Below are 18198 nucleotides of genomic sequence, written 5' to 3' on the forward strand. Positions count from 1 at the left end.
CTCAGTGCGCTCGTGCGCCTTGAGCCGCCATAGAAACGGAGTAATGTCCGCGACCATGCAGACACTGGCGAAAATCTTGAACTGGATCGTGCGGCTGCTCGGTTTTTCCCTCGGCGCCCTCCTCGTCCTGCTTGCCATCGCCATCGGTGTCTTCGGCTTCACGTCTTTCGGCGCACGCATCGTCACCGACAGGGTCGCTTCGAGCCTCTCCAACCGGGATATGACCATCAAGGTTCAGGACCCCGAGGGGTTGCTGACTGGCGGACTACGCGCCAGCCAGATCGTGCTCTCCGACACCAAGGGCGTCTTCGCCCAGGTCGACGGCCTTGCCATAAGTTGGAATCCCCTAGCGCTCCTCACCGGCAGGTTCCACGCCAGAAGCGTCGAAGCTGCGGCAATCCACGTCCTTCGGCAACCGGTGCGCACGCTCCCGTCGCGTCCGGCCGCAGCAGGCGAAGCCGACAGCGGCTTTTCACTGCCGCTCAAGATCGACATCGACAAGATCGCCTTGCCGGAAATCAACCTTGCCCAGCCTCTGATCGGGCGGGCCTTCTCGCTTGCAGCGGACGGCAGCGTGCGCGCCGACGACGAAGGTGGGAACGCATCGATCAGCGTCCACCGGCACGATGCTGCGGATGCAAAGCTGATCGCCGATGTCGCTTTCATGCCGGATCGCAATCAGTTGCGACTGAAGGCAAAACTGACGGAACCGAAGGGCGGATTGCTCGCAGGTGTCCTGGCGCTGCCCGGCAACCCGGCGGTGGAAATCAGCCTGACGGGTGACGGACCGATCTCGGACTGGCGAGGCCAGTTGCAGGCCGCTCTCGACGGACAGCAACGCGCCTCGATCGAGGCGCACCACACCCTGACACCTGAGAGCCTTCACCACCTTGACCTCAAGGGCGGCGGCGACCTTAGCTCTCTGCTGCCGGCTGCCTTCCGCCCGCTCTTTGCAGGGCAGACGAACATCGACGTCGCCGCGAACTTCGACAACAAGGGCAAGATCGACATCCAGACCGGCAATCTCGCAACCGGCGCCGTTGTTATCGCCGCATCAGGCACCCTGGATCCGAAGGGCAAGAACAGCCTGAACGCCAATCTTTTGGGAACGTCGGGACCGGTCGATTTCCGTTGGCCGCTGGCCGAGGGTGAAGCCCGCTTCCTGATCTCCGGCGTCAATCTTTCGTTGACCGGCGATGCCAAGGCCTCTCGCCTCAACGCCAGCGCCTCGCTCGATTCCGCCGTGCTGGCGCAGGCGACGATGGGCAACGTCAAGCTGACAGCAAAGAGCGACAACTTCAACCTCTCCGGCCGCTCGGGAAGCGTTCAGATTACGCTGGCTGCAGGTGACACGTCCTTCGTCAATCCCGACATCAACCGGGCAATTCAAGGCCCCGTCACGATCACGCTGCCGCTGCAGATCTCGCCGGATGCGCTTGGCTTCAATGGCGCCACAATCGAAAGCGCCGCCGCGAACGCAATCCTCAACGGTTCCTATAAATTGAGTGCCAGTTCGGTGATCGGCAACGTCAAGCTGACCGTCCAACCGGCGGCGCTGCCGCCTGCGGTCGCAACGCGTTTCAATTCGCCGATCGTGATCGAGAGCCAGGTTGCGGGAACGGTTCCCTCGAAATTCAACATCTCGAACCTCTCCATCAAATCGAACGCTCTGGAGGTCACAGGAGGAGTGGTGCTCGATGAGGACACGCTCGATGCCAATCTCTCCGGTCGCGTTCCAAATGTCCAGGCGCTGCTTGAAAGCGCGACAGGCGAGCTAACCTACCAGCTGAGCGCAAAAGGCAATGTCTCCGCTCTCGCGGTGGCGGCTGATATCAAGGGCCCGTCACTCGTGATGGCCGGCCGGCAGGTCAGGCAACTCGAGGTCAACCTTTCCGGAACAGCGGACCCGAAGGCGCCACGGGCCGAAATCACCGCCCAGGGCACGATCGATGACCAACCAATCAATGTCAGCACTGCTGTTCAGGTCGTGGATGGAAAAGTGCAGCTTCCGTCGATCGCTGGCGACGTCGGCAAGAACCGCCTGACGGGCCACGTCGAACTGTCGGCGGCTTTCCAGCCGACCGGAGAGGTGAGTTTTGACTTCCCCGATCTCGGCCTTCTTGCGGCGCTCGGTGGACAGAAGGCGGAGGGCGACCTCAACGGATCGATCGATATTGCCAACGACAACGGCAAGATCGCCCTTAAGCTCGTCGCATCCGGCAGCGGCCTGAAGCGCGATACGTTTGCTGTGGTCAGACCCGACATCAACGTCGCGGTCACCGACCTCAAGGCTTTTGCCGCGACCGGCACGATCAAGGCGCAAGAGCTTGCATCCGGCCCAAATAAGGCGAAAGGCCTGGCGCTGAGTTTCACGCAGCAACAGAACCGGACGAACTTCGATCTCGGCGCTACCTATGATGCCAATCCCCTGGTCGCGTCAGGCAATGTCGAGGTGAACGCCGGTACGACGCTGCTTCGCCTCGACCGTTTCTCGGCGAAGCCGCGCGGCATCCTCGTAGAACTTGCGTCGCCGTCGCAGGTGTCGATCAGTGCGGGCACCGTGACGCTGAGCTCCATGGAACTGACGGCCGGCGACGGCTCGGTTCACGTCAGCGGTTCGGCCGGCGAAACTCTTGATATCAAGGCCGACATACGCAATCTGCCCGCAAGCCTTGCCAATAGTTTCGTCCCAAAGCTCGATGCCGCCGGCACGATCTCCGGCAAGGTCGCCGTGACCGGCACACCGGCAGCGCCGATTGCCAACTTTGACCTGGATTGGAAGGACGCGGCCACCAGTCAGACGAAGGGCGCCGGCCTTTCGCCACTGGCGATCGATGCAAACGGGAAGTTCGCCAACAACACGCTCGACTTTGAAGCCAACGCCAGCGGCAAGGGTGGCGTGTCGCTGAAGGCCGGTGGCAGTGTCGTGACCGGCCCGACTTCGCAGTCGCTGAAAGTCGATGCCAATATCGTCAACATCCCGGCCCAATTGGCGAACGCATTTGTTCCGGATCTTGGTGCCGAAGGTTCGATCTCGGGCAATGTCGCAGCCGCCGGAAAGCTGCCGGCGCCTGCGCTCGACTTCAAACTGAATTGGAAGAACGCCGCAACAAGCCAGACCAGAAGCGCCAAGCTTTCATCGCTTGGTGTAACGGCGAGCGGCAACCTCAAGGACAATATTCTCAGCTTCGATGCCGGCGCGCGCGCTAGCGGTGGTATGTCGCTAAAAGCCGCTGGCCACTATGTCGTGACAGGTGCCGACGCCCAGACGCTGAAGCTGGATGGGCAGCTCGCCAACATTCCGGCTGCTCTTGCCAACAGCTTCGTCCCGAATCTCGCCGCTGAGGGCGTGATATCGGGAACCGTATCGGCTTCCGGCAAGTTGCCGAGGCCCACCGCAACCTTCGATCTTACGTGGAAGGATGCAGCAACCAGCCACACCAAGGCGGCCCGCCTTTCCGGGATCAGGTTGACGGCAAAGGGCAGCTTCGCAGATGAGAAGTTGACCGTTCAGAGCGACCTTGCGGCGAACGGCGGTGTGGCACTGAACGCCTCCGGCAACGTCTCGCTGGCGGGAACGAAAATCGAAAACCTCACGGCAGATGCGACGATACACAACGTTCCCGCGAGCCTGGCAAACGCCTTCGTTCCAAACCTCGGCGCCAGCGGCACGATCTCCGGCACGGCCTCCGCTTCCGGAACGCTGCAACAGCCGACGGTAAGCTTCGACCTCACCTGGACGGATCTCGCAACCACCCAGACGAAGGCGGCACGCCTCTCTTCCCTCGCACTTGGCGCCAAGGGCACATTCGCCAACAACACACTGGACTTCGAGACAAGTCTCGACGGCGATGGCGCCGCCGCCCTGAAGGCGAAGGGAAAGGTTACGGTTGAAGGAACGGTCGTGAAGGGCCTCATGGCAGATGCGACGCTGAGCAACCTTCCCGCCGCGTTGGTCAACAATTTCATGCCGGATCTCGGTGCCGAAGGAACGATCTCGGGGACGGCGACTGCGTCCGGCTCGCTCCCGGTTCCTGCTGTCGACTTCAAGCTCGACTGGAACAATGCCGGGACCCGTCAGACCAAGGCAGCCGGCCTTTCGAACCTCGAGCTGAACGCGGCCGGCAAACTCGCCGACAACAAGATCTCCTTTGACGCGACGCTGAACAGCAGTCGCACTACGTTGCTGAAGGCAAAGGGAACGGCCAATCTGCAAGGCGCCAGCGTCCAAGGTCTCTCGGTCGACGCCGACATTTCGGATCTGCCTGCAAGCCTCGCCAATGGCTTCGTCCCGAACCTCGGCGCCGAAGGAACGATATCAGGCACGGCGAAGACATCAGCGACGCCGACCAATCCGATCATCGATTTTAAGCTCGACTGGAAAGACGCCGCAACGACGCAGACGAGGGCATCCGGCATCCGGCCGCTTTCAGCAAACGCGAGCGGGAAGCTTGCGGACGGCAGGCTCGACTTTACGGCGAATTTGAGCGGCAGCGGTGTGTCGATGAAGGCCGGAGGCAACTTCGTCATCACTGGGCAGAATGCAAAATCGCTCGCGGTAGATGCCGACATCTCCAACCTGCCTGCCGGCCTTGCCAACGCATTCGTGCCTGGACTGGCCGCCGAAGGCAACATTTCGGGCTCGGTCAAGGCATCAGGCAAGCTGCCTTCGCCCGCGGTCGACTTCAATCTTGACTGGAGGGGTGCCGCCACCAGCCAGACCAGAAGCGCCGGGCTTTCGCCCTTAACCATCGCCGCAAACGGAAGACTGAAAGACGATCGCTTGACGATCGACACCAATCTGGCCGGCGACAGCGGCCTCTCCTTAAGAGGCGGCGGCAGCGTCACAATCACAGGCAATCGCGCGCTGGACATGCGCTTTTCCGGCAATCTGCCATTTGCCGTGCTCGGGACGCAGCTTGCCGCCCAAGGCTTCGTCGCCGACGGCACGGCCAATCTCAATCTGCAGATCAGCGGAACCGCCGCGGCACCGTCCGTCAACGGTACGGTGACGACCAGCGGCGCAAGGGTCGTCGATGTCCGCCGTAACCTTGCGATCAACAATCTGACGGCAGATATCCGCTTCACTGGCAACGAGGCCGTGATCTCGCGCCTGACCGGTCAACTCGCCAGCGGCGGCAGCATCTCGGTGTCCGGTAGCGTCGGGATCCAGCCAGCTTCCAACTTCCCTGCCAACATCGACGTCAAGCTCGACAGGGCCGTCTATGTCGATGGGACGCTCGTAGTAGCAACCATCGACGGGACGCTCGGTTTGCGTGGTCCGCTGCTCGCAAGCCCCACCCTGAACGGCAGGCTGCGGCTGGAGAGAGCATCGATCACCGTCCCCGAGAGACTGCCAACCTCGCTGCGTGAAATCGATATCAGGCACGTCAACGCCCCGAAGGCGGTTCTCTCGCAGCTCCGCGACGAGACGCAACAGGGCGCGCGCGCGAAATCCAACACCATCAATCTCGATCTTCAGCTGGATGCTCCCTCACAGATCTTCGTGCGTGGTCGCGGTATCGATGCTGAACTCGGCGGCAGCGTCACGATCAGGGGAACGGCGGCAGAGCCGATCGTTTCGGGCGGCTTCACCATGCGGCGCGGTCGCCTGACGATTTTGAACCGGCGCCTCGATTTCACCAACAGAAGCCGTATCACCTTTGCCGGCGATCTCACGCCTGCGCTCGAGATGGAAGCCAGCTCGACCTCGGGCTCGACGACGCTGACGGTCGACGTGACCGGGCTGGCAACCGATCCCTCGATCACTTTCTCGTCGTCTCCAGCACTGCCGCAAGACGAGGTTCTGGCGCAACTGATCTTCGGACAGTCGATGTCGAGACTGTCGCCGGTCCAGATCGCTCAGCTCGCCGATGCCGTCAGTCAGCTGGCCGGCGGTCGTTCCGGATCACTGTTCCAGGGCCTGCGTAACCAGCTTGGCGTAGACGATTTCGACATCAGTACTGATGCCAAGGGCCGCACCAGCGTCAGCGTCGGCCGCTATCTCAACGACCGGACCTATTTTGAACTGCAGCAGACCACCGGCAAGGGCGGCGCGAAGGCGATTATCAATCTCGATGTCGGCCGCGGTGTGAAGCTGCGCGCGGGTGCGGGCGGCGACGGCGCCGGGGAAGCCGGCATCGTTTACGAGCACGAATACTAGAAGCTGGCCTTCCTGGTTTTCAGCAGGATGTTGGTTTCTGTCGTATTGATGCCATTGATCAGCCGGATGCGGCGCAGCGTTTCGTCGAAGGAGACGAGATCGCGGTCCTCAAGTTCGGCAATGAAATCCCATTTCCCGTTGGTGCTGTGCAGCGCACGCACCTGCGGCAGACCGCGAAGCTGATCGGCGACCTTGTCCGCGAGCTTGCCCAGCACCTCGATCATGACGATCGCGCGCACGCCCGCCGCGCGGGTTTCATGGCCGGTGCGGACGGTGAATGCAGCAATGGTGCCGTTGGCAACCAGCCGGTCGATGCGCGCCGCGACCGTCGCACGGGATGCACCGGTCATTGCCGCCAGCGAAGAAACCGGGATGCGCGCATTGTGCCGCAAAGCACTGAGAAGTTCCTGATCAAGATCGTCCATGGCTTTCACTTTGTCAAAACGCGCTTATCAAACTGATCGACGACAGCGCATTATTGGCACTTTTTCATCTATTTGTCGCCGTGCCGATATTTCAATATGTCTTCCGAAACGCAAGCTGGAGAAAAAGCATGCAGCCACAGGCAAGATCAGTCACGCTCATCGGAGCACCGCTGGAAGAGGGTTCGGGACGCAGGGGCGCCGCCATGGGTCCGGCTGCGCTTCGCATTGCAGGCGTCGATCAGACGCTGGTCGATCTTGGCTATGATGTGGTCGATGCCGGCGACGTGCATGTCGTTCCGGCACGCGACCTGCCGAACCATCCGAAGGCGCACAATCTGCGTATCATAGGCGCCTTTACGCGCGCGCTCGAGGCAGGTGTCTACGACGCGGCCGCCGCCGGCCGCTTTCCGCTGATCCTCGGCGGCGATCACAGCCTGTCGATGGGCACCGTATCCGGCATGGCGCGCTATGCAGCCCAGCAAGGCCGGCCGCTCTTCGTTCTCTGGCTCGACGCGCATTCGGATTTCAACACGCCCGCCACTTCGCCCTCCGGCAACATCCATGGCATGCCGGTCGCCTATTTCTGCGGCCAAGCCGAACTTGCCGAGATCCTGCCGAAGGAACGTCCGCTGGTTGATCCGCGCAACGTCTTCCAGGTCGGGATCCGGTCGGTCGATGCGCCGGAGCGGGAGCTCATCAAGGAGCATGGGATCAACGTCTTTGACATGCGCTGGCTCGACGAACAGGGCGTCGCGGCAACGATGCGTCAGATCCTTGGCATCGTCTCCGATGCAAACGGCCTGCTGCACGTAAGCCTTGATGTCGATTTTCTCGATCCGGAGATCGCGCCCGGCGTCGGCACGACAGTGCCCGGCGGGGCGACCTTCCGTGAAGCGCATCTCATCATGGAAATGCTCTGCGATAGCGGCCTCGTCTCCTCGCTCGATCTCGTAGAACTCAACCCCTTCCTCGACGACCGCGGCAAGAGCGCCCGGATCCTGGTGGAGCTGACGGCAAGCCTCTTCGGCCGCCGCATCTTCGACCGCCCGACCCGCGCCGCCTGAGGAGAGCCGACATGAGCAATTCCAAGAAGCTGATCGATACCGAACAGCGCCTCGGCGCCCACAACTACAAGCCGCTCGACGTCGTATTGACCCGGGGCGAAGGCGTCTATGTCTGGGATACCGACGGCAAGCGGTATCTCGACTGCCTGTCGGCCTATTCGGCTGTGAACCAGGGGCATTGCCATCCGAAGATCCTGGCCGCCATGGTTGAGCAGGCGGGCAAGCTGACGCTCACCTCGCGCGCCTTCCGCAACGATCAGCTCGCCCATCTCTATGAAGAACTGGCAGCGCTGACTGGCTCGCACAAGATCCTGCCGATGAACTCGGGCGCCGAAGCCGTCGAGACCGCGATCAAGGCCGTGCGCAAGTGGGGCTACGAAGTGAAAGGCGTGCCGGACGGCATGGCCGAGATCATCGTCTGCGCCGACAATTTTCACGGCCGGACGCTGAGCATCATCAGCTTCTCGACGGACCCCGATGCACGCACCGGCTTTGGCCCCTATACGCCCGGTTTCCGGACGGTTCCCTTCGGCGATGCCGACGCATTCGCCGCCGCCATCAATGAGAACACGGTCGCAGCGCTGATCGAGCCGATCCAGGGCGAAGCAGGCGTCGTCATCCCGCAGACCGGCTACTTCAAGCGCGTGCGCGAACTCTGCACCGACAACAAGGTGACGCTGATCCTCGACGAAATCCAGACCGGCCTTGGCCGCACCGGCAAACTACTTGCGGAAGAGCACGAGGGGATCGAGGCCGACGTGACGCTGATCGGCAAGGCGCTATCGGGCGGTTTCTATCCGGTCTCGGCCGTGCTCTCCAATTCCGAGGTGCTCGGTGTCCTGAAGCCCGGCCAGCACGGCTCGACGTTCGGCGGCAATCCGCTTGCTTGCGCCGTGGCGCGCGCGGCATTGCGGGTGCTGACCGAGGAAGGCATGATCGAGAACGCAGCCGTCATGGGCGACTATTTCCTGGAGGGGCTGCGCTCCATCCGCTCCAACATCGTCAAGAACGTGCGCGGTCGCGGGCTGATGATGGCGGTCGAGCTCGTGCCGGAAGCCGGCGGCGCCCGCCAGTATTGCTATACGCTCAAGGATCGTGGCCTGCTTGCCAAGGACACGCACGAGAACACGATCCGCCTCGCCCCGCCGCTGGTCATCACCAAGAGCCAGGTCGACTGGGCCGTGGCGCAGATTGAAAAGACCCTTGCCTAAGGCGACAAACGGATAGGACAGCGGAAGCGGCCTCCCGGCGTTTCCGCCGGAGTTGCTGGCGAACCTGGGGTCAATCGGCTCTGCGCCTAGCCAAAAATCAGCTGCCTCAATTTAGATTTGGGCAACACTCTTCCGTTAACGTCTGGAGTAACCGTATCGATACTCCTCCTCGGGAAGAGCACGCGCGGTTTGAAGGCAAAGTCCATCCGCGCCAATGGTGGCGCGGTTGCTTCTGCCCTGGCTTTCGACGGTTGGGACAATACTCATGGCTACGATCAATTCCACGAACTTCAGCGGCGATATGCTGGAGATCATTGCCTTCAGACTGCACGATCAGGAATTCTGCGTTAAGACGACGACGATCCGCGAAATCCGCGGCTGGGCACCGTCGACGCCAATCCCGCATGCACCGGCGGACGTCATCGGTGTCATGAACCTGCGAGGCTCGGTGATCCCAATCATCGACCTCGCCTTCAAGCTCGGCATGAAAGGCACGGTCGCCAACGAGCGCAGCGCCATCGTCGTGGCCGAAGTCCACAATATGGTCATCGGCATGCTGGTCGATCGCGTCTCGGACATCCTCACGATCTCCTCAAGCCAGGTGCAGCCGGTCCCGGAAGTCACGGCTTCCTTCGACCGCGCATACTGCGAAGGCATCATCGCCTCCGAAAACGGTATGATCTGCTTCCTCAACCTCGCCAAGATGTTCAAGGAAAGCGAAACCGACGACTTGGCCGCCTAACGCCAGGCCATCTGATGCTGAAAGGCCGCCTTCTATGGTGGCTTTTTTGTTGATGGATATAATCGCAGGAAATCCGTGGCGGCTCCAGACTGGCCAGACAGCGTCGTGGATGTCGGTTTACCATCGGTGGCCGCCCCGGATGCAACCGATTTGCCAGACCCAACAACAACTCTTGTCGCTATCGAGACATGTCCCCGACGCTAGCGCCTGTGCCACCGTCCTAGTGAGGCACGCTCGCTACGGGCTCCGGCCGCTTGATCAGCGGTGCTGCGCTGACAACGAGTGGGTTGAGACCGTGGCCTTCCCTCTCCATGATCTCGAATAGCTGACGCCGCATCCGCGGCTCCCAGAACTTGTTGATATGCGTCGCCACACCTGCCGCAGCTTCGCTCTCCGGCTGGCTCTTGAAGAACGTCGCGATCTGATTGGCCATATAGACGAGTTTGGACTGCGTATCATGCGACATCGGAGATGGTTCCCGGCTGAATGCGCTGCGGATTCGTGAAAATCTCGAAATCCTCGCCACGCACCAAGGCGACGAGGGTCATGCCGGCCTCATCGGCCGTGCGAATTGCAAGGGCGGTCGGCGCGGAGATGGCAACGAGGACGGGACTGCCGAGGATTGCCGCCTTCTGCACCATCTCGACGGACAAGCGGCTGGTAACAGCGACAATGCCGTCGGCGCCGGATTGCCCTTGACCAATAACCGCGCCACAAAGCTTGTCGAGCGCATTGTGCCGGCCCACATCCTCGCGCACCGCAACCAGCCCCTTGCCCGGCACGTAGAAACCAGCTCCGTGCACGGCGCGCGTCTCGCGATGCAGCGGCTGCGCTCCGTTCAACAGCGAAACGGCCTCGACGATGTCGCGACAGGTCACATTGAGCAACACCGCAGCCACGTCCGGAACCTTGCGAACGGCCTGTTCGATCGACTCGATCCCGCAGAGCCCGCATCCAACCGGACCTGCCATGCTGCGGCGGCGTGCCGTCAGCGCAGCGGCGACCTCGTCGACGAGAGCGATCTGCACATCGATGCCTTTCTCGCCATCGACAATCTCGATTGCGACGATCTGCCCGACATCGGAAATGATCCCTTCCGTCAGGCTAAAGCCTACCGCGAAATCCTCGAGATCATCCGGCGTTCCCATCATCACCGCATGGGTGCTGCCGCCATAGGAAAAGGCGATCGGCACCTCCTCCGGAACGAGCCGCACGCCGGACATCACGACGCCGCCGCTGCGGGCGGCGCGCTTCACGGCAATGCGGATCGGATGATCGATCATCACTCAGCGGGCTCCAGCTTGCCGACGATTCGCCGGCTCTGGCGCGCCTGCTCGTCGTAGTCGCGCTGCCAGTCGCTCGGGCCGTTGGACGGTGAAACCTGCACGGCTGTCACCTTGTATTCCGGGCAGTTCGTCGCCCAGTCGGAGAAATCGGTGGTGATGACGTTCGCCTGCGTGTCCGGGTGATGGAAGGTCGTATAAACGACGCCGGGCGCGACGCGGTCGGTGATCAGCGCACGCAGCGCCGTGTCGCCCGAGCGGCTCATCAGCTTCACCCAATCGCCATCGCGGATGCCGCGCTGTTCGGCGTCATGCGCATGGATCTCCAACCGGTCTTCCGCATGCCAGATAACGTTTTCCGTGCGGCGCGTCTGAGCGCCCACATTATACTGGCTGAGAATGCGCCCGGTCGTCAGCAGCAGCGGGAAGCGCGGTCCCGTCCGCTCGTCAGTCGCGACATATTCCGTCCGGATGAACTTGCCTTTGCCGCGCACGAAGCCATCGACATGCATGATCGGCGAACCCTGCGGATGAGCCTCGTTGCAGGGCCACTGCACGGAGCCCATCTTGTCGAGATAGTCGTAGGAGACGAGCGCGAAGCTCGGCGTCGTCGCTGCGATCTCGTCCATGATCTCGGAGGGATGGGTGTAGTTCCAGGCAAGACCCATGGCCTGCGCCATCTTCTGGGTGACCTCCCAGTCGGCGTAGCCGTTCTTCGGGCTCATGACCTTGCGCACCCTGTTGATGCGGCGCTCGGCATTGGTGAAGGTGCCGTCCTTTTCGAGGAAGCTGGATCCGGGCAGGAAGACATGCGCGTAATTCGCCGTCTCGTTCAGGAAGAGATCGTGGACCACGACGCATTCCATCGCCGCAAGGCCGGCCGCAACATGCTTGGTGTCTGGATCAGACTGCAGGATATCCTCGCCCTGGACGTAGAGCCCCTTGAAGGTGCCATCGACGGCCGCATCCAGCATGTTGGGGATGCGCAGACCCGGCTCATTGCTGATCTTGACGCCCCAGAGCTTCTCGAAGATGTCGCGTGTCGCGTCGTCGGAGATGTGGCGATAGCCGGGCAGTTCATGCGGGAACGAGCCCATGTCGCACGAACCTTGCACATTGTTCTGGCCGCGCAGCGGGTTCACGCCGACGCCGGCACGCCCGATATTGCCGGTGACCATGGAAAGGTTGGCGATCGCCATGACCGTCGTCGAGCCCTGGCTATGTTCGGTGACGCCGAGACCGTAGTAGATCGCGCCATTGCCGCCTGTCGCATAGAGACGCGCCGCACCACGCACCAGATCGGCCGGAACGCCGGTGAACTTCTGCGAGGCTTCCGGGCTGTGATGCGGCTCGGCAACGAAGCTTGCCCAGTCCTCGAACTCGGACCAGTCGCAACGCTCGCGGATGAAGGCCTCGTTGAACAAGCCCTCAGTCACGATCACATGCGCAAGCGACGTCAGGATCGCGACGTTCGTGCCGGGCTTCAGCGGCAGATGATAGGACGCCTCGACATGCGGCGAGCGCACGATATCGGTGCGGCGCGGATCGATGACGATGAGCTTGGCGCCTTGCCGCAGCCGCTTTTTCAAGCGTGAGGCGAAGACCGGATGCCCGTCGGTCGGATTGGCGCCGATAATGACGACGACATCGCTCTGCTCGATGCTATCGAAGTTCTGGGTGCCCGCCGAGGTGCCGAAGGCCTGGCCGAGACCATAGCCGGTCGGCGAATGGCAGACGCGGGCGCAGGTATCGACGTTGTTGTTGCGGAAGCCGGCGCGCACCAGCTTCTGCACGAGATAGGTTTCCTCATTCGTGCAACGCGACGAGGTGATGCCGCCGACGGAATCGCGGCCATATTGATACTGGAGGCGGCGAAACTCGGAGGCAACATGCGCGAAGGCCTCGTCCCAGGTGACCTCGCGCCATGGATCGGTGATCTTGTCGCGGATCATCGGATTGAGAATGCGATCCTTGTGGCTGGAATAGCCATAGGCGAAGCGACCTTTGACGCAGGAGTGACCGCGGTTTGCCTGCCCGTCCTTCCACGGCACCATGCGCACCAGTTCTTCACCGCGCATCTCGGCCTTGAAGGAGCAGCCGACGCCACAATAAGCGCAGGTGGTGACGACGGAATGCTCCGGCTGGCCGATCTCGATCACCGACTTCTCTGTCAGCGTCGCCGTCGGGCAGGCCTGGACGCAGGCGCCGCAAGAAACGCATTCCGACGACACGAAATCCTCATGCATGCCGGCCGAAACACGGGAATCGAAACCCCGGCCTTCGATGGTCAGCGCAAAGGTGCCCTGCACCTCCTCGCAGGCGCGCACACAGCGCGAGCAGACGATGCACTTCGCCGGATCGAAGGTGAAATAGGGATTGGATTCGTCCTTCGGCGCCCACTTGAGATTGAGATCGCCGTTGTTGCGCGCAGTGACGTGATTGTCGCCATCATAGCCGTAGCGCACGTCGCGAAGACCGACCGCGCCCGCCATGTCCTGCAACTCGCAATCGCCATTGGCCGCACAGGTCAGACAGTCGAGCGGGTGATCGGAGATGTAGAGCTCCATCACCCCACGGCGGACATCCTTCAGTCGGTTGGTTTGCGTCGAGACCACCATATCAGGCGCAACCGGCGTCGTGCAGGAGGCCGGCATGCCGGCGCGCCCCTGCACTTCCACCAGACAGAGCCGGCAGGAGCCGAAGGCTTCCATCATGTCGGTGGCGCAGAGCTTCGGGATCTCGATGCCGGCATCCATCGACGCGCGCATGATGGAGGTCCCCTCGGGCACCGTCACCTGATTGCCGTCGATGGTGAGCGTCACCATGGTTTCGGAGGTCGAGGCCGGCGTGCCGTAGTCGGTTTCGTGGACGAGAGGCATAGTCTTACTCCGCCGCTTCGATGAGAGGTGTGGGAACGAAGTCTTCCGGGAAATGTGTCATGGCGCTCATGACGGGATAGGGCGTAAAACCCCCGAGCGCGCAGAGCGACCCGTATTTCATGGTGTTGCAGAGATCGGCGAGCAGCACACGGTTCTTCTCCGGCTCGATGCCACGCGCGATCTTGTCCGCCGTCTCGACACCGCGCGTCGAGCCGATGCGGCAGGGCGTGCACTTGCCGCAGCTTTCGACGGCACAGAACTCCATCGCGAACCGGGCCTGTTTCAGCATGTCGGCCGTATCGTCGAAGACGACGATGCCGGCGTGACCGATCAATCCATCCTTGGCCGCGAAGGCTTCATAGTCGAACGGCGTGTCGAACAAGGAGCGTGGGAAATATGCGCCGAGCGGACCGCCGACCTGGACCGCCTTCACCGGCCGTCCGGATGCGGTTCCGCCAGCGATGTGATCGACCAATTCGCCAAGCGAGATGCCGAAGGCCGTCTCGAAGAGACCGCCATGCTTCACGTTCCCGGCGATCTGGATCGGGATGGTCCCGCGCGACCGCCCCATGCCGAAATCGCGATAATAGGCCGATCCCTTGTCCATGATCACGGGCACGGATGCGAGCGAAATGACGTTGTTGATGACGGTCGGGCAGTCGAAGAGACCCTTGTGCGCCGGCAGCGGCGGCTTGGCGCGCACGATACCACGCTCGCCCTCGAGGCTGTTCAGCAGCGCCGTCTCCTCGCCGCAGACATAGGCGCCGGCGCCGGTGCGGACCTCCATATCGAAGGCCTTGCCGGAGCCGAGAACCGAGGTGCCGAGAATTCCGGCGCTGCGGGCAATGTCGATCGCCCGGCTCATCGCCGCGATCGCATGCGGATATTCCGAGCGGGTGTAGACGAAGCCCTTGGCCGCGCCGGTCGCAAGGCCTGCGATTGCCATGCCTTCGATCAGCACGAAGGGGTCGCCTTCCATGATCATCCGGTCCGCGAAAGTGCCGCTGTCGCCTTCGTCGGCGTTGCAGACGATATATTTACGCTCGCCCGGAGCATCGAGAACCGTCTTCCACTTGATGCCTGTCGGGAAGCCCGCACCGCCGCGCCCGCGCAAGCCGGAATCGGTGACCTGTTTGACGATGTCTGCGGGCAACATCGAAATCGCCCGGCGCAGGCCGGCAAGACCGCCATGGGCTTCATAGTCATCCAGAGAAAGGGGATCGGTGATGCCGCAGCGCGCGAAGGTAAGGCGCGTCTGACGCTTGAGGAATGGCAGCTCCTCCACCTCGCCAAGACAGAGGGCGTGGTCGCCGCCGGATATCAATCCGGCATCGAAGAGCGAAGCGACGTCCTTCGCCTTGATCGGCCCGTAGCCAATGCGCTTGCCGGCGACTTCGACTTCAATCAGCGGCTCCAGCCAGTGCATGCCGCGTGAGCCGTTGCGCACAATCTTGGCGTCGAGACCGCGAGCCGCAATCTGCTCGGAGATTGCCTTTGCAACGCGCTCGCCACCCAGTGCCAGCGCGGCAGCATCACGGGGAACATAGATCCGGACGGTCATCGACGTGCCTCCGAAATCAGCGCCTCGAGATCCGCGGCATCCAGCCGGCCATGAACCTCGTCATCCATCATTGCGGATGGCGAGCACGAACAGAGACCGAGACAGAAGACGGGTTCGAGGGTAATCGCCCCATCCGGCGTGGTACCGTGCCAATCCACGCCGAGCAGCGCCTTGACGCGCTCGGCCAGCGCATCGCCACCCATCGACTGACAGGCCTCGGCGCGACAGAGCTTCAGCACGTGCCGGCCAGCCGGATGATCGCGATAGTCGTGATAGAAGGTGACGACGCCATGCACTTCGGCGCGCGAAAGATTGAGCTCCTTCGCGATAATAGGCAGGGCTTCCTGCGGCACATAGCCGAATTCATCCTGAATCTCGTGGAGGATCGGCAGCAACGGACCTTCGAGATGTTTGAGATGATCGATGATCGCGTAAGTGCGCGTCGCGATATCGCCTTCGGCGACATGAATATTCATCAGCAGCCCTCCCACGGCCTGCAAATTGCGCGTCGCGGCCTCGGGCAGGCGGGCTTTCTTTAGAACCCTATGGCCGACAGAACCGCTCGCGTTCGTTCATTATAGAACTTTCTCAGGGATGGACGAAGCGATCAATAACGCTGTTCCGTCAAACGATAGAAGTTTTCTATCAAGATTCCGGGTCTTCGGCGAGAATCCGGGCTTCATGCAGCAGGGCAGAGACCAGCGGCGTAAATGGCTCACGATGCGTCGCGACCAGACCAACAAGGTGGTGTGCTTTCGGCTCGACGATGGGGATCATCCGGATCTCGGCGGGAAAGCCGAAGGATTTCGCAACATTACGTGGCATGATGCTGGCCCAGCGTCCGGTTCGAACATGCGAGAACAACACGATCATCGAATTCGATTCGAGCGTCGGATGCGCCGTCACGCCGGCTTCGGCCAAGTGGTGATTGATGATACGGCGGTTCTGCATGTCCGCCGTCAATAGACAAAGCCGAAGATTACCCACTTCCCTCCATGTGACGCTGTCACGATCGGACAGAGGGCTGCCGGCAGCGGTAATGAGGTTGTAGTGCTCAGCATAGAGCGGCACGCTGGTCACGCGTCCAAGCGGCTCGTTTTCGAGGTAGGTGATCCCGGCATCGACCTCGAGATTCTCCAACATGCTGAGCACCTGCAGCGAATTGCGCGAGACGATGGAAAAGGTCACATCCGGATGCCGCTCCTGAAATGGCGTTGTGATGCGCGGCAGCATGGCGAGTGCAGTCGGGATCACAGCGATCCTGATATGTCCGGACAGGCCCTTGCGAGCCGCCCGCATCTCTTCGCGCATGGTGCGGGCGTCGCCAACAATGCGCCGCGCCCATTCGAGCACGCGCTGACCCTCGGGCGTCAGCCCCTGGAAACGCGAGCCGCGCTGCACCAGCATGACGCCGAGCTGATCCTCGAGCTGGCGAATGGCAGCCGACAGCGTTGGCTGCGAGATACCGCATTCCTCCGCAGCGCGGCCGAAATGCTTCTCATTGGCAAGCGCGATGAAATATTCCAACTTATCGATCATTCGGCCTCTCTGCCGAACTGCGGCAAGCCGTCATCTTCACGTCAGAGAAAGCGGTTCGCAAGGCCGATTGTCAGTTGTCCTGCGTCCCCGGAAACATCGCGAACAGAAAATGCCGCAGCGAGGTCGTGTCCGGATGAGCGACGCTGTCATAGATGAGGCGTCCGTCGCGACGACCGGAGACCAGCCCATCCAGTCTAAGACGCGCCAACTGCTGCGACACCATGGCCTGCTGAATGCCAAGGCTTTCCTCCAGCTGGCCCACCGTCTTTTCTCCCTCCGTGAGGAGGCAGAGAATGATCAATCGCGTGTGATGGGAGAGTGCCTTGAGAAAGTCGCTCGCGTCGCGCGCGCTCGCAGAAAGCTTCTGCAGATCCCGATCGGCCATGCCCGACTTCGGTGTAGGCAATGGCATTTGCATCGGTTGCATAAACAATAGTATGAAACGAAACCATAACATATTCGCAGCAGCCAGCGGTTTGGACCTGTCAAAATGCCCAAAAAAGTCCCCCGCTCAGCAGATGAGCTGGCCGCCGTTGATCTCGAGCACCTGGCCGGTGATGTAGCCGGAGAGGGAAGGTGCCGAAAGGAAGAGGTACGCAGGTGCGCAGTCCTCCGAGGTTCCCAGTCGCTGCAGGGGAATGGTCTTGCGGGTCTGCTCCAGCTTATCCGGCGACGAGTACCGCTGGTGAAAGTCAGTTTCGATCGTTCCAGGCGACACGCAGTTGACGCGAATGCCGTCGGGCGCGAGCTCCCTTGCCAGCGCTTTGGAATAGGTTGCGACAAATGCCTTCGACGCCGAATAGATTGCCGAACCGGGGCTGCCGCCCGTCAGCGCAGAAATCGAGACGGTGTTGACGATCGCCGCCTCCTGCGATGCGCGCAGCGCCGGGAGAAGCGCGCGCGTCACCTCGACGACCGAGGTCTGGTTCAGCCGCACAATCGTTTGATACTGCTCGTCGCTCAGGTCCCCTGCCGGAAAGCGGCCGACCATGGTTCCGGCATTGTTGATGAGCACATGGATCCGGTCGAATGTTGCAAGTGCCTTCTCCGCAAATCCGCTGGTGCCGCCCGGCGTTGAAAAGTCGGCGGCAACGAGAAACGCCCGGCGGTCCGCTTCCGCTGTCAGCAGGAAATCAGGCAAATCGCGGTCGGCGCCGCGGCCGAGATGCACCAGCACTCTCGCCCCACAATCGAGAAATTGCCGCGCCACCTCTAGGCCGATACCTCTCCCCCCGCCAGTCACGACCACGTTGCGGTTTTCGAACAGCTTGGGGTGAAACATCCAGTCCTCCACGGCGTGATTGAGCCGCTTGCGGCTCCTGCGTTGTTGT

General features: G+C 61.9%; 13 protein-coding genes. 4 read left to right on the top strand and 9 right to left on the bottom strand.

Going from position 1 to position 18198, the window contains the following annotated elements; all coding sequences use genetic code 11:
- Positions 1-55 precede the first annotated feature (55 nt).
- Entirely contained in the window at positions 56-6163 is a 6108-nt protein-coding gene (locus tag ACSQ9D_RS17220) for a translocation/assembly module TamB domain-containing protein (RefSeq protein WP_436283865.1), read from the top strand.
- On the opposite strand, the gene ACSQ9D_RS17225 is transcribed toward ACSQ9D_RS17220, so the two are convergent.
- On the bottom strand, positions 6160-6588 hold the full coding sequence (locus ACSQ9D_RS17225) for an Lrp/AsnC family transcriptional regulator (RefSeq protein WP_024316140.1): 429 nt from the start codon (positions 6586-6588) through the stop codon (positions 6160-6162). The two genes, ACSQ9D_RS17220 and ACSQ9D_RS17225, sit on opposite strands and share 4 nt — an antisense overlap.
- A 128-nt stretch (positions 6589-6716) precedes the next feature.
- Here ACSQ9D_RS17225 and rocF point away from each other — a divergent pair, with 128 nt between their 5' ends.
- From rocF to ACSQ9D_RS17240, 3 genes are all read left to right on the top strand, one after another.
- On the top strand, positions 6717-7652 hold the full coding sequence (gene rocF / locus ACSQ9D_RS17230) for an arginase (RefSeq protein WP_037116249.1): 936 nt from the start codon (positions 6717-6719) through the stop codon (positions 7650-7652).
- 11 nt (positions 7653-7663) lie between these two features.
- Positions 7664-8863, top strand: a complete 1200-nt coding sequence (rocD, locus tag ACSQ9D_RS17235) for an ornithine--oxo-acid transaminase (protein ID WP_436283197.1) — start codon at positions 7664-7666, stop codon at positions 8861-8863.
- Between the two features lie 265 nt (positions 8864-9128).
- A complete protein-coding gene (locus tag ACSQ9D_RS17240) occupies positions 9129-9605 on the top strand; it encodes a chemotaxis protein CheW (RefSeq protein ID WP_037116809.1) in 477 nt (158 codons plus the stop codon).
- A gap of 220 nt (positions 9606-9825) precedes the next feature.
- Here ACSQ9D_RS17240 and ACSQ9D_RS17245 read toward each other — a convergent pair whose 3' ends face one another.
- The 8 genes from ACSQ9D_RS17245 to ACSQ9D_RS17280 form a co-directional block, all read right to left on the bottom strand.
- The gene (locus tag ACSQ9D_RS17245; RefSeq protein ID WP_037116252.1) at positions 9826-10071 is read right to left on the bottom strand and encodes a formate dehydrogenase subunit delta; all 246 of its coding nucleotides are present in this window, start codon (positions 10069-10071) and stop codon (positions 9826-9828) included.
- Entirely contained in the window at positions 10061-10888 is an 828-nt protein-coding gene (gene fdhD, locus ACSQ9D_RS17250) for a formate dehydrogenase accessory sulfurtransferase FdhD (RefSeq protein ID WP_436283866.1), read from the bottom strand. The genes ACSQ9D_RS17245 and fdhD overlap by 11 nt, the downstream gene beginning before the upstream one ends.
- Positions 10888-13767, bottom strand: coding sequence for a formate dehydrogenase subunit alpha (fdhF, locus tag ACSQ9D_RS17255; protein ID WP_436283198.1), 2880 nt, complete (start codon positions 13765-13767; stop codon positions 10888-10890). The genes fdhD and fdhF overlap by 1 nt, the downstream gene beginning before the upstream one ends.
- 4 nt (positions 13768-13771) lie before the next feature.
- Entirely contained in the window at positions 13772-15328 is a 1557-nt protein-coding gene (locus ACSQ9D_RS17260) for a formate dehydrogenase beta subunit (protein WP_436283199.1), read from the bottom strand.
- Complete coding sequence (locus ACSQ9D_RS17265) at positions 15325-15804, bottom strand: formate dehydrogenase subunit gamma (RefSeq protein WP_037116259.1); 480 nt, start codon at positions 15802-15804, stop codon at positions 15325-15327. Before ACSQ9D_RS17265 ends, ACSQ9D_RS17260 begins: the two co-directional genes overlap by 4 nt.
- Positions 15805-15973: 169 nt before the next feature.
- Entirely contained in the window at positions 15974-16867 is an 894-nt protein-coding gene (locus ACSQ9D_RS17270) for a LysR family transcriptional regulator (RefSeq protein WP_436283200.1), read from the bottom strand.
- Positions 16868-16937: 70 nt separating this feature from the next.
- Entirely contained in the window at positions 16938-17279 is a 342-nt protein-coding gene (locus ACSQ9D_RS17275) for an ArsR/SmtB family transcription factor (RefSeq protein WP_436283201.1), read from the bottom strand.
- 99 nt (positions 17280-17378) lie between these two features.
- The gene (locus ACSQ9D_RS17280) at positions 17379-18149 is read right to left on the bottom strand and encodes an SDR family NAD(P)-dependent oxidoreductase (RefSeq protein ID WP_436283202.1); all 771 of its coding nucleotides are present in this window, start codon (positions 18147-18149) and stop codon (positions 17379-17381) included.
- Positions 18150-18198 lie beyond the last annotated feature (49 nt).

The sequence above is a fragment of the Rhizobium sp. LjRoot258 genome (genome assembly GCF_964254185.1).
In the GTDB taxonomy this organism is placed as follows: domain Bacteria; phylum Pseudomonadota; class Alphaproteobacteria; order Rhizobiales; family Rhizobiaceae; genus Rhizobium.

Coding starts and splice junctions, on each gene's coding strand:
- ACSQ9D_RS17220 (WP_436283865.1), top strand. CDS start 56: ATGCAGACACTGGCGAAAATCTTGAACTGGATCGTGCGGCTGCTCGGT.
- ACSQ9D_RS17225 (WP_024316140.1), bottom strand. CDS start 6,588: ATGGACGATCTTGATCAGGAACTTCTCAGTGCTTTGCGGCACAATGCG.
- rocF (WP_037116249.1), top strand. CDS start 6,717: ATGCAGCCACAGGCAAGATCAGTCACGCTCATCGGAGCACCGCTGGAA.
- rocD (WP_436283197.1), top strand. CDS start 7,664: ATGAGCAATTCCAAGAAGCTGATCGATACCGAACAGCGCCTCGGCGCC.
- ACSQ9D_RS17240 (WP_037116809.1), top strand. CDS start 9,129: ATGGCTACGATCAATTCCACGAACTTCAGCGGCGATATGCTGGAGATC.
- ACSQ9D_RS17245 (WP_037116252.1), bottom strand. CDS start 10,071: ATGTCGCATGATACGCAGTCCAAACTCGTCTATATGGCCAATCAGATC.
- fdhD (WP_436283866.1), bottom strand. CDS start 10,888: ATGATCGATCATCCGATCCGCATTGCCGTGAAGCGCGCCGCCCGCAGC.
- fdhF (WP_436283198.1), bottom strand. CDS start 13,767: ATGCCTCTCGTCCACGAAACCGACTACGGCACGCCGGCCTCGACCTCC.
- ACSQ9D_RS17260 (WP_436283199.1), bottom strand. CDS start 15,328: ATGACCGTCCGGATCTATGTTCCCCGTGATGCTGCCGCGCTGGCACTG.
- ACSQ9D_RS17265 (WP_037116259.1), bottom strand. CDS start 15,804: ATGAATATTCATGTCGCCGAAGGCGATATCGCGACGCGCACTTACGCG.
- ACSQ9D_RS17270 (WP_436283200.1), bottom strand. CDS start 16,867: ATGATCGATAAGTTGGAATATTTCATCGCGCTTGCCAATGAGAAGCAT.
- ACSQ9D_RS17275 (WP_436283201.1), bottom strand. CDS start 17,279: ATGCCATTGCCTACACCGAAGTCGGGCATGGCCGATCGGGATCTGCAG.
- ACSQ9D_RS17280 (WP_436283202.1), bottom strand. CDS start 18,149: ATGTTTCACCCCAAGCTGTTCGAAAACCGCAACGTGGTCGTGACTGGC.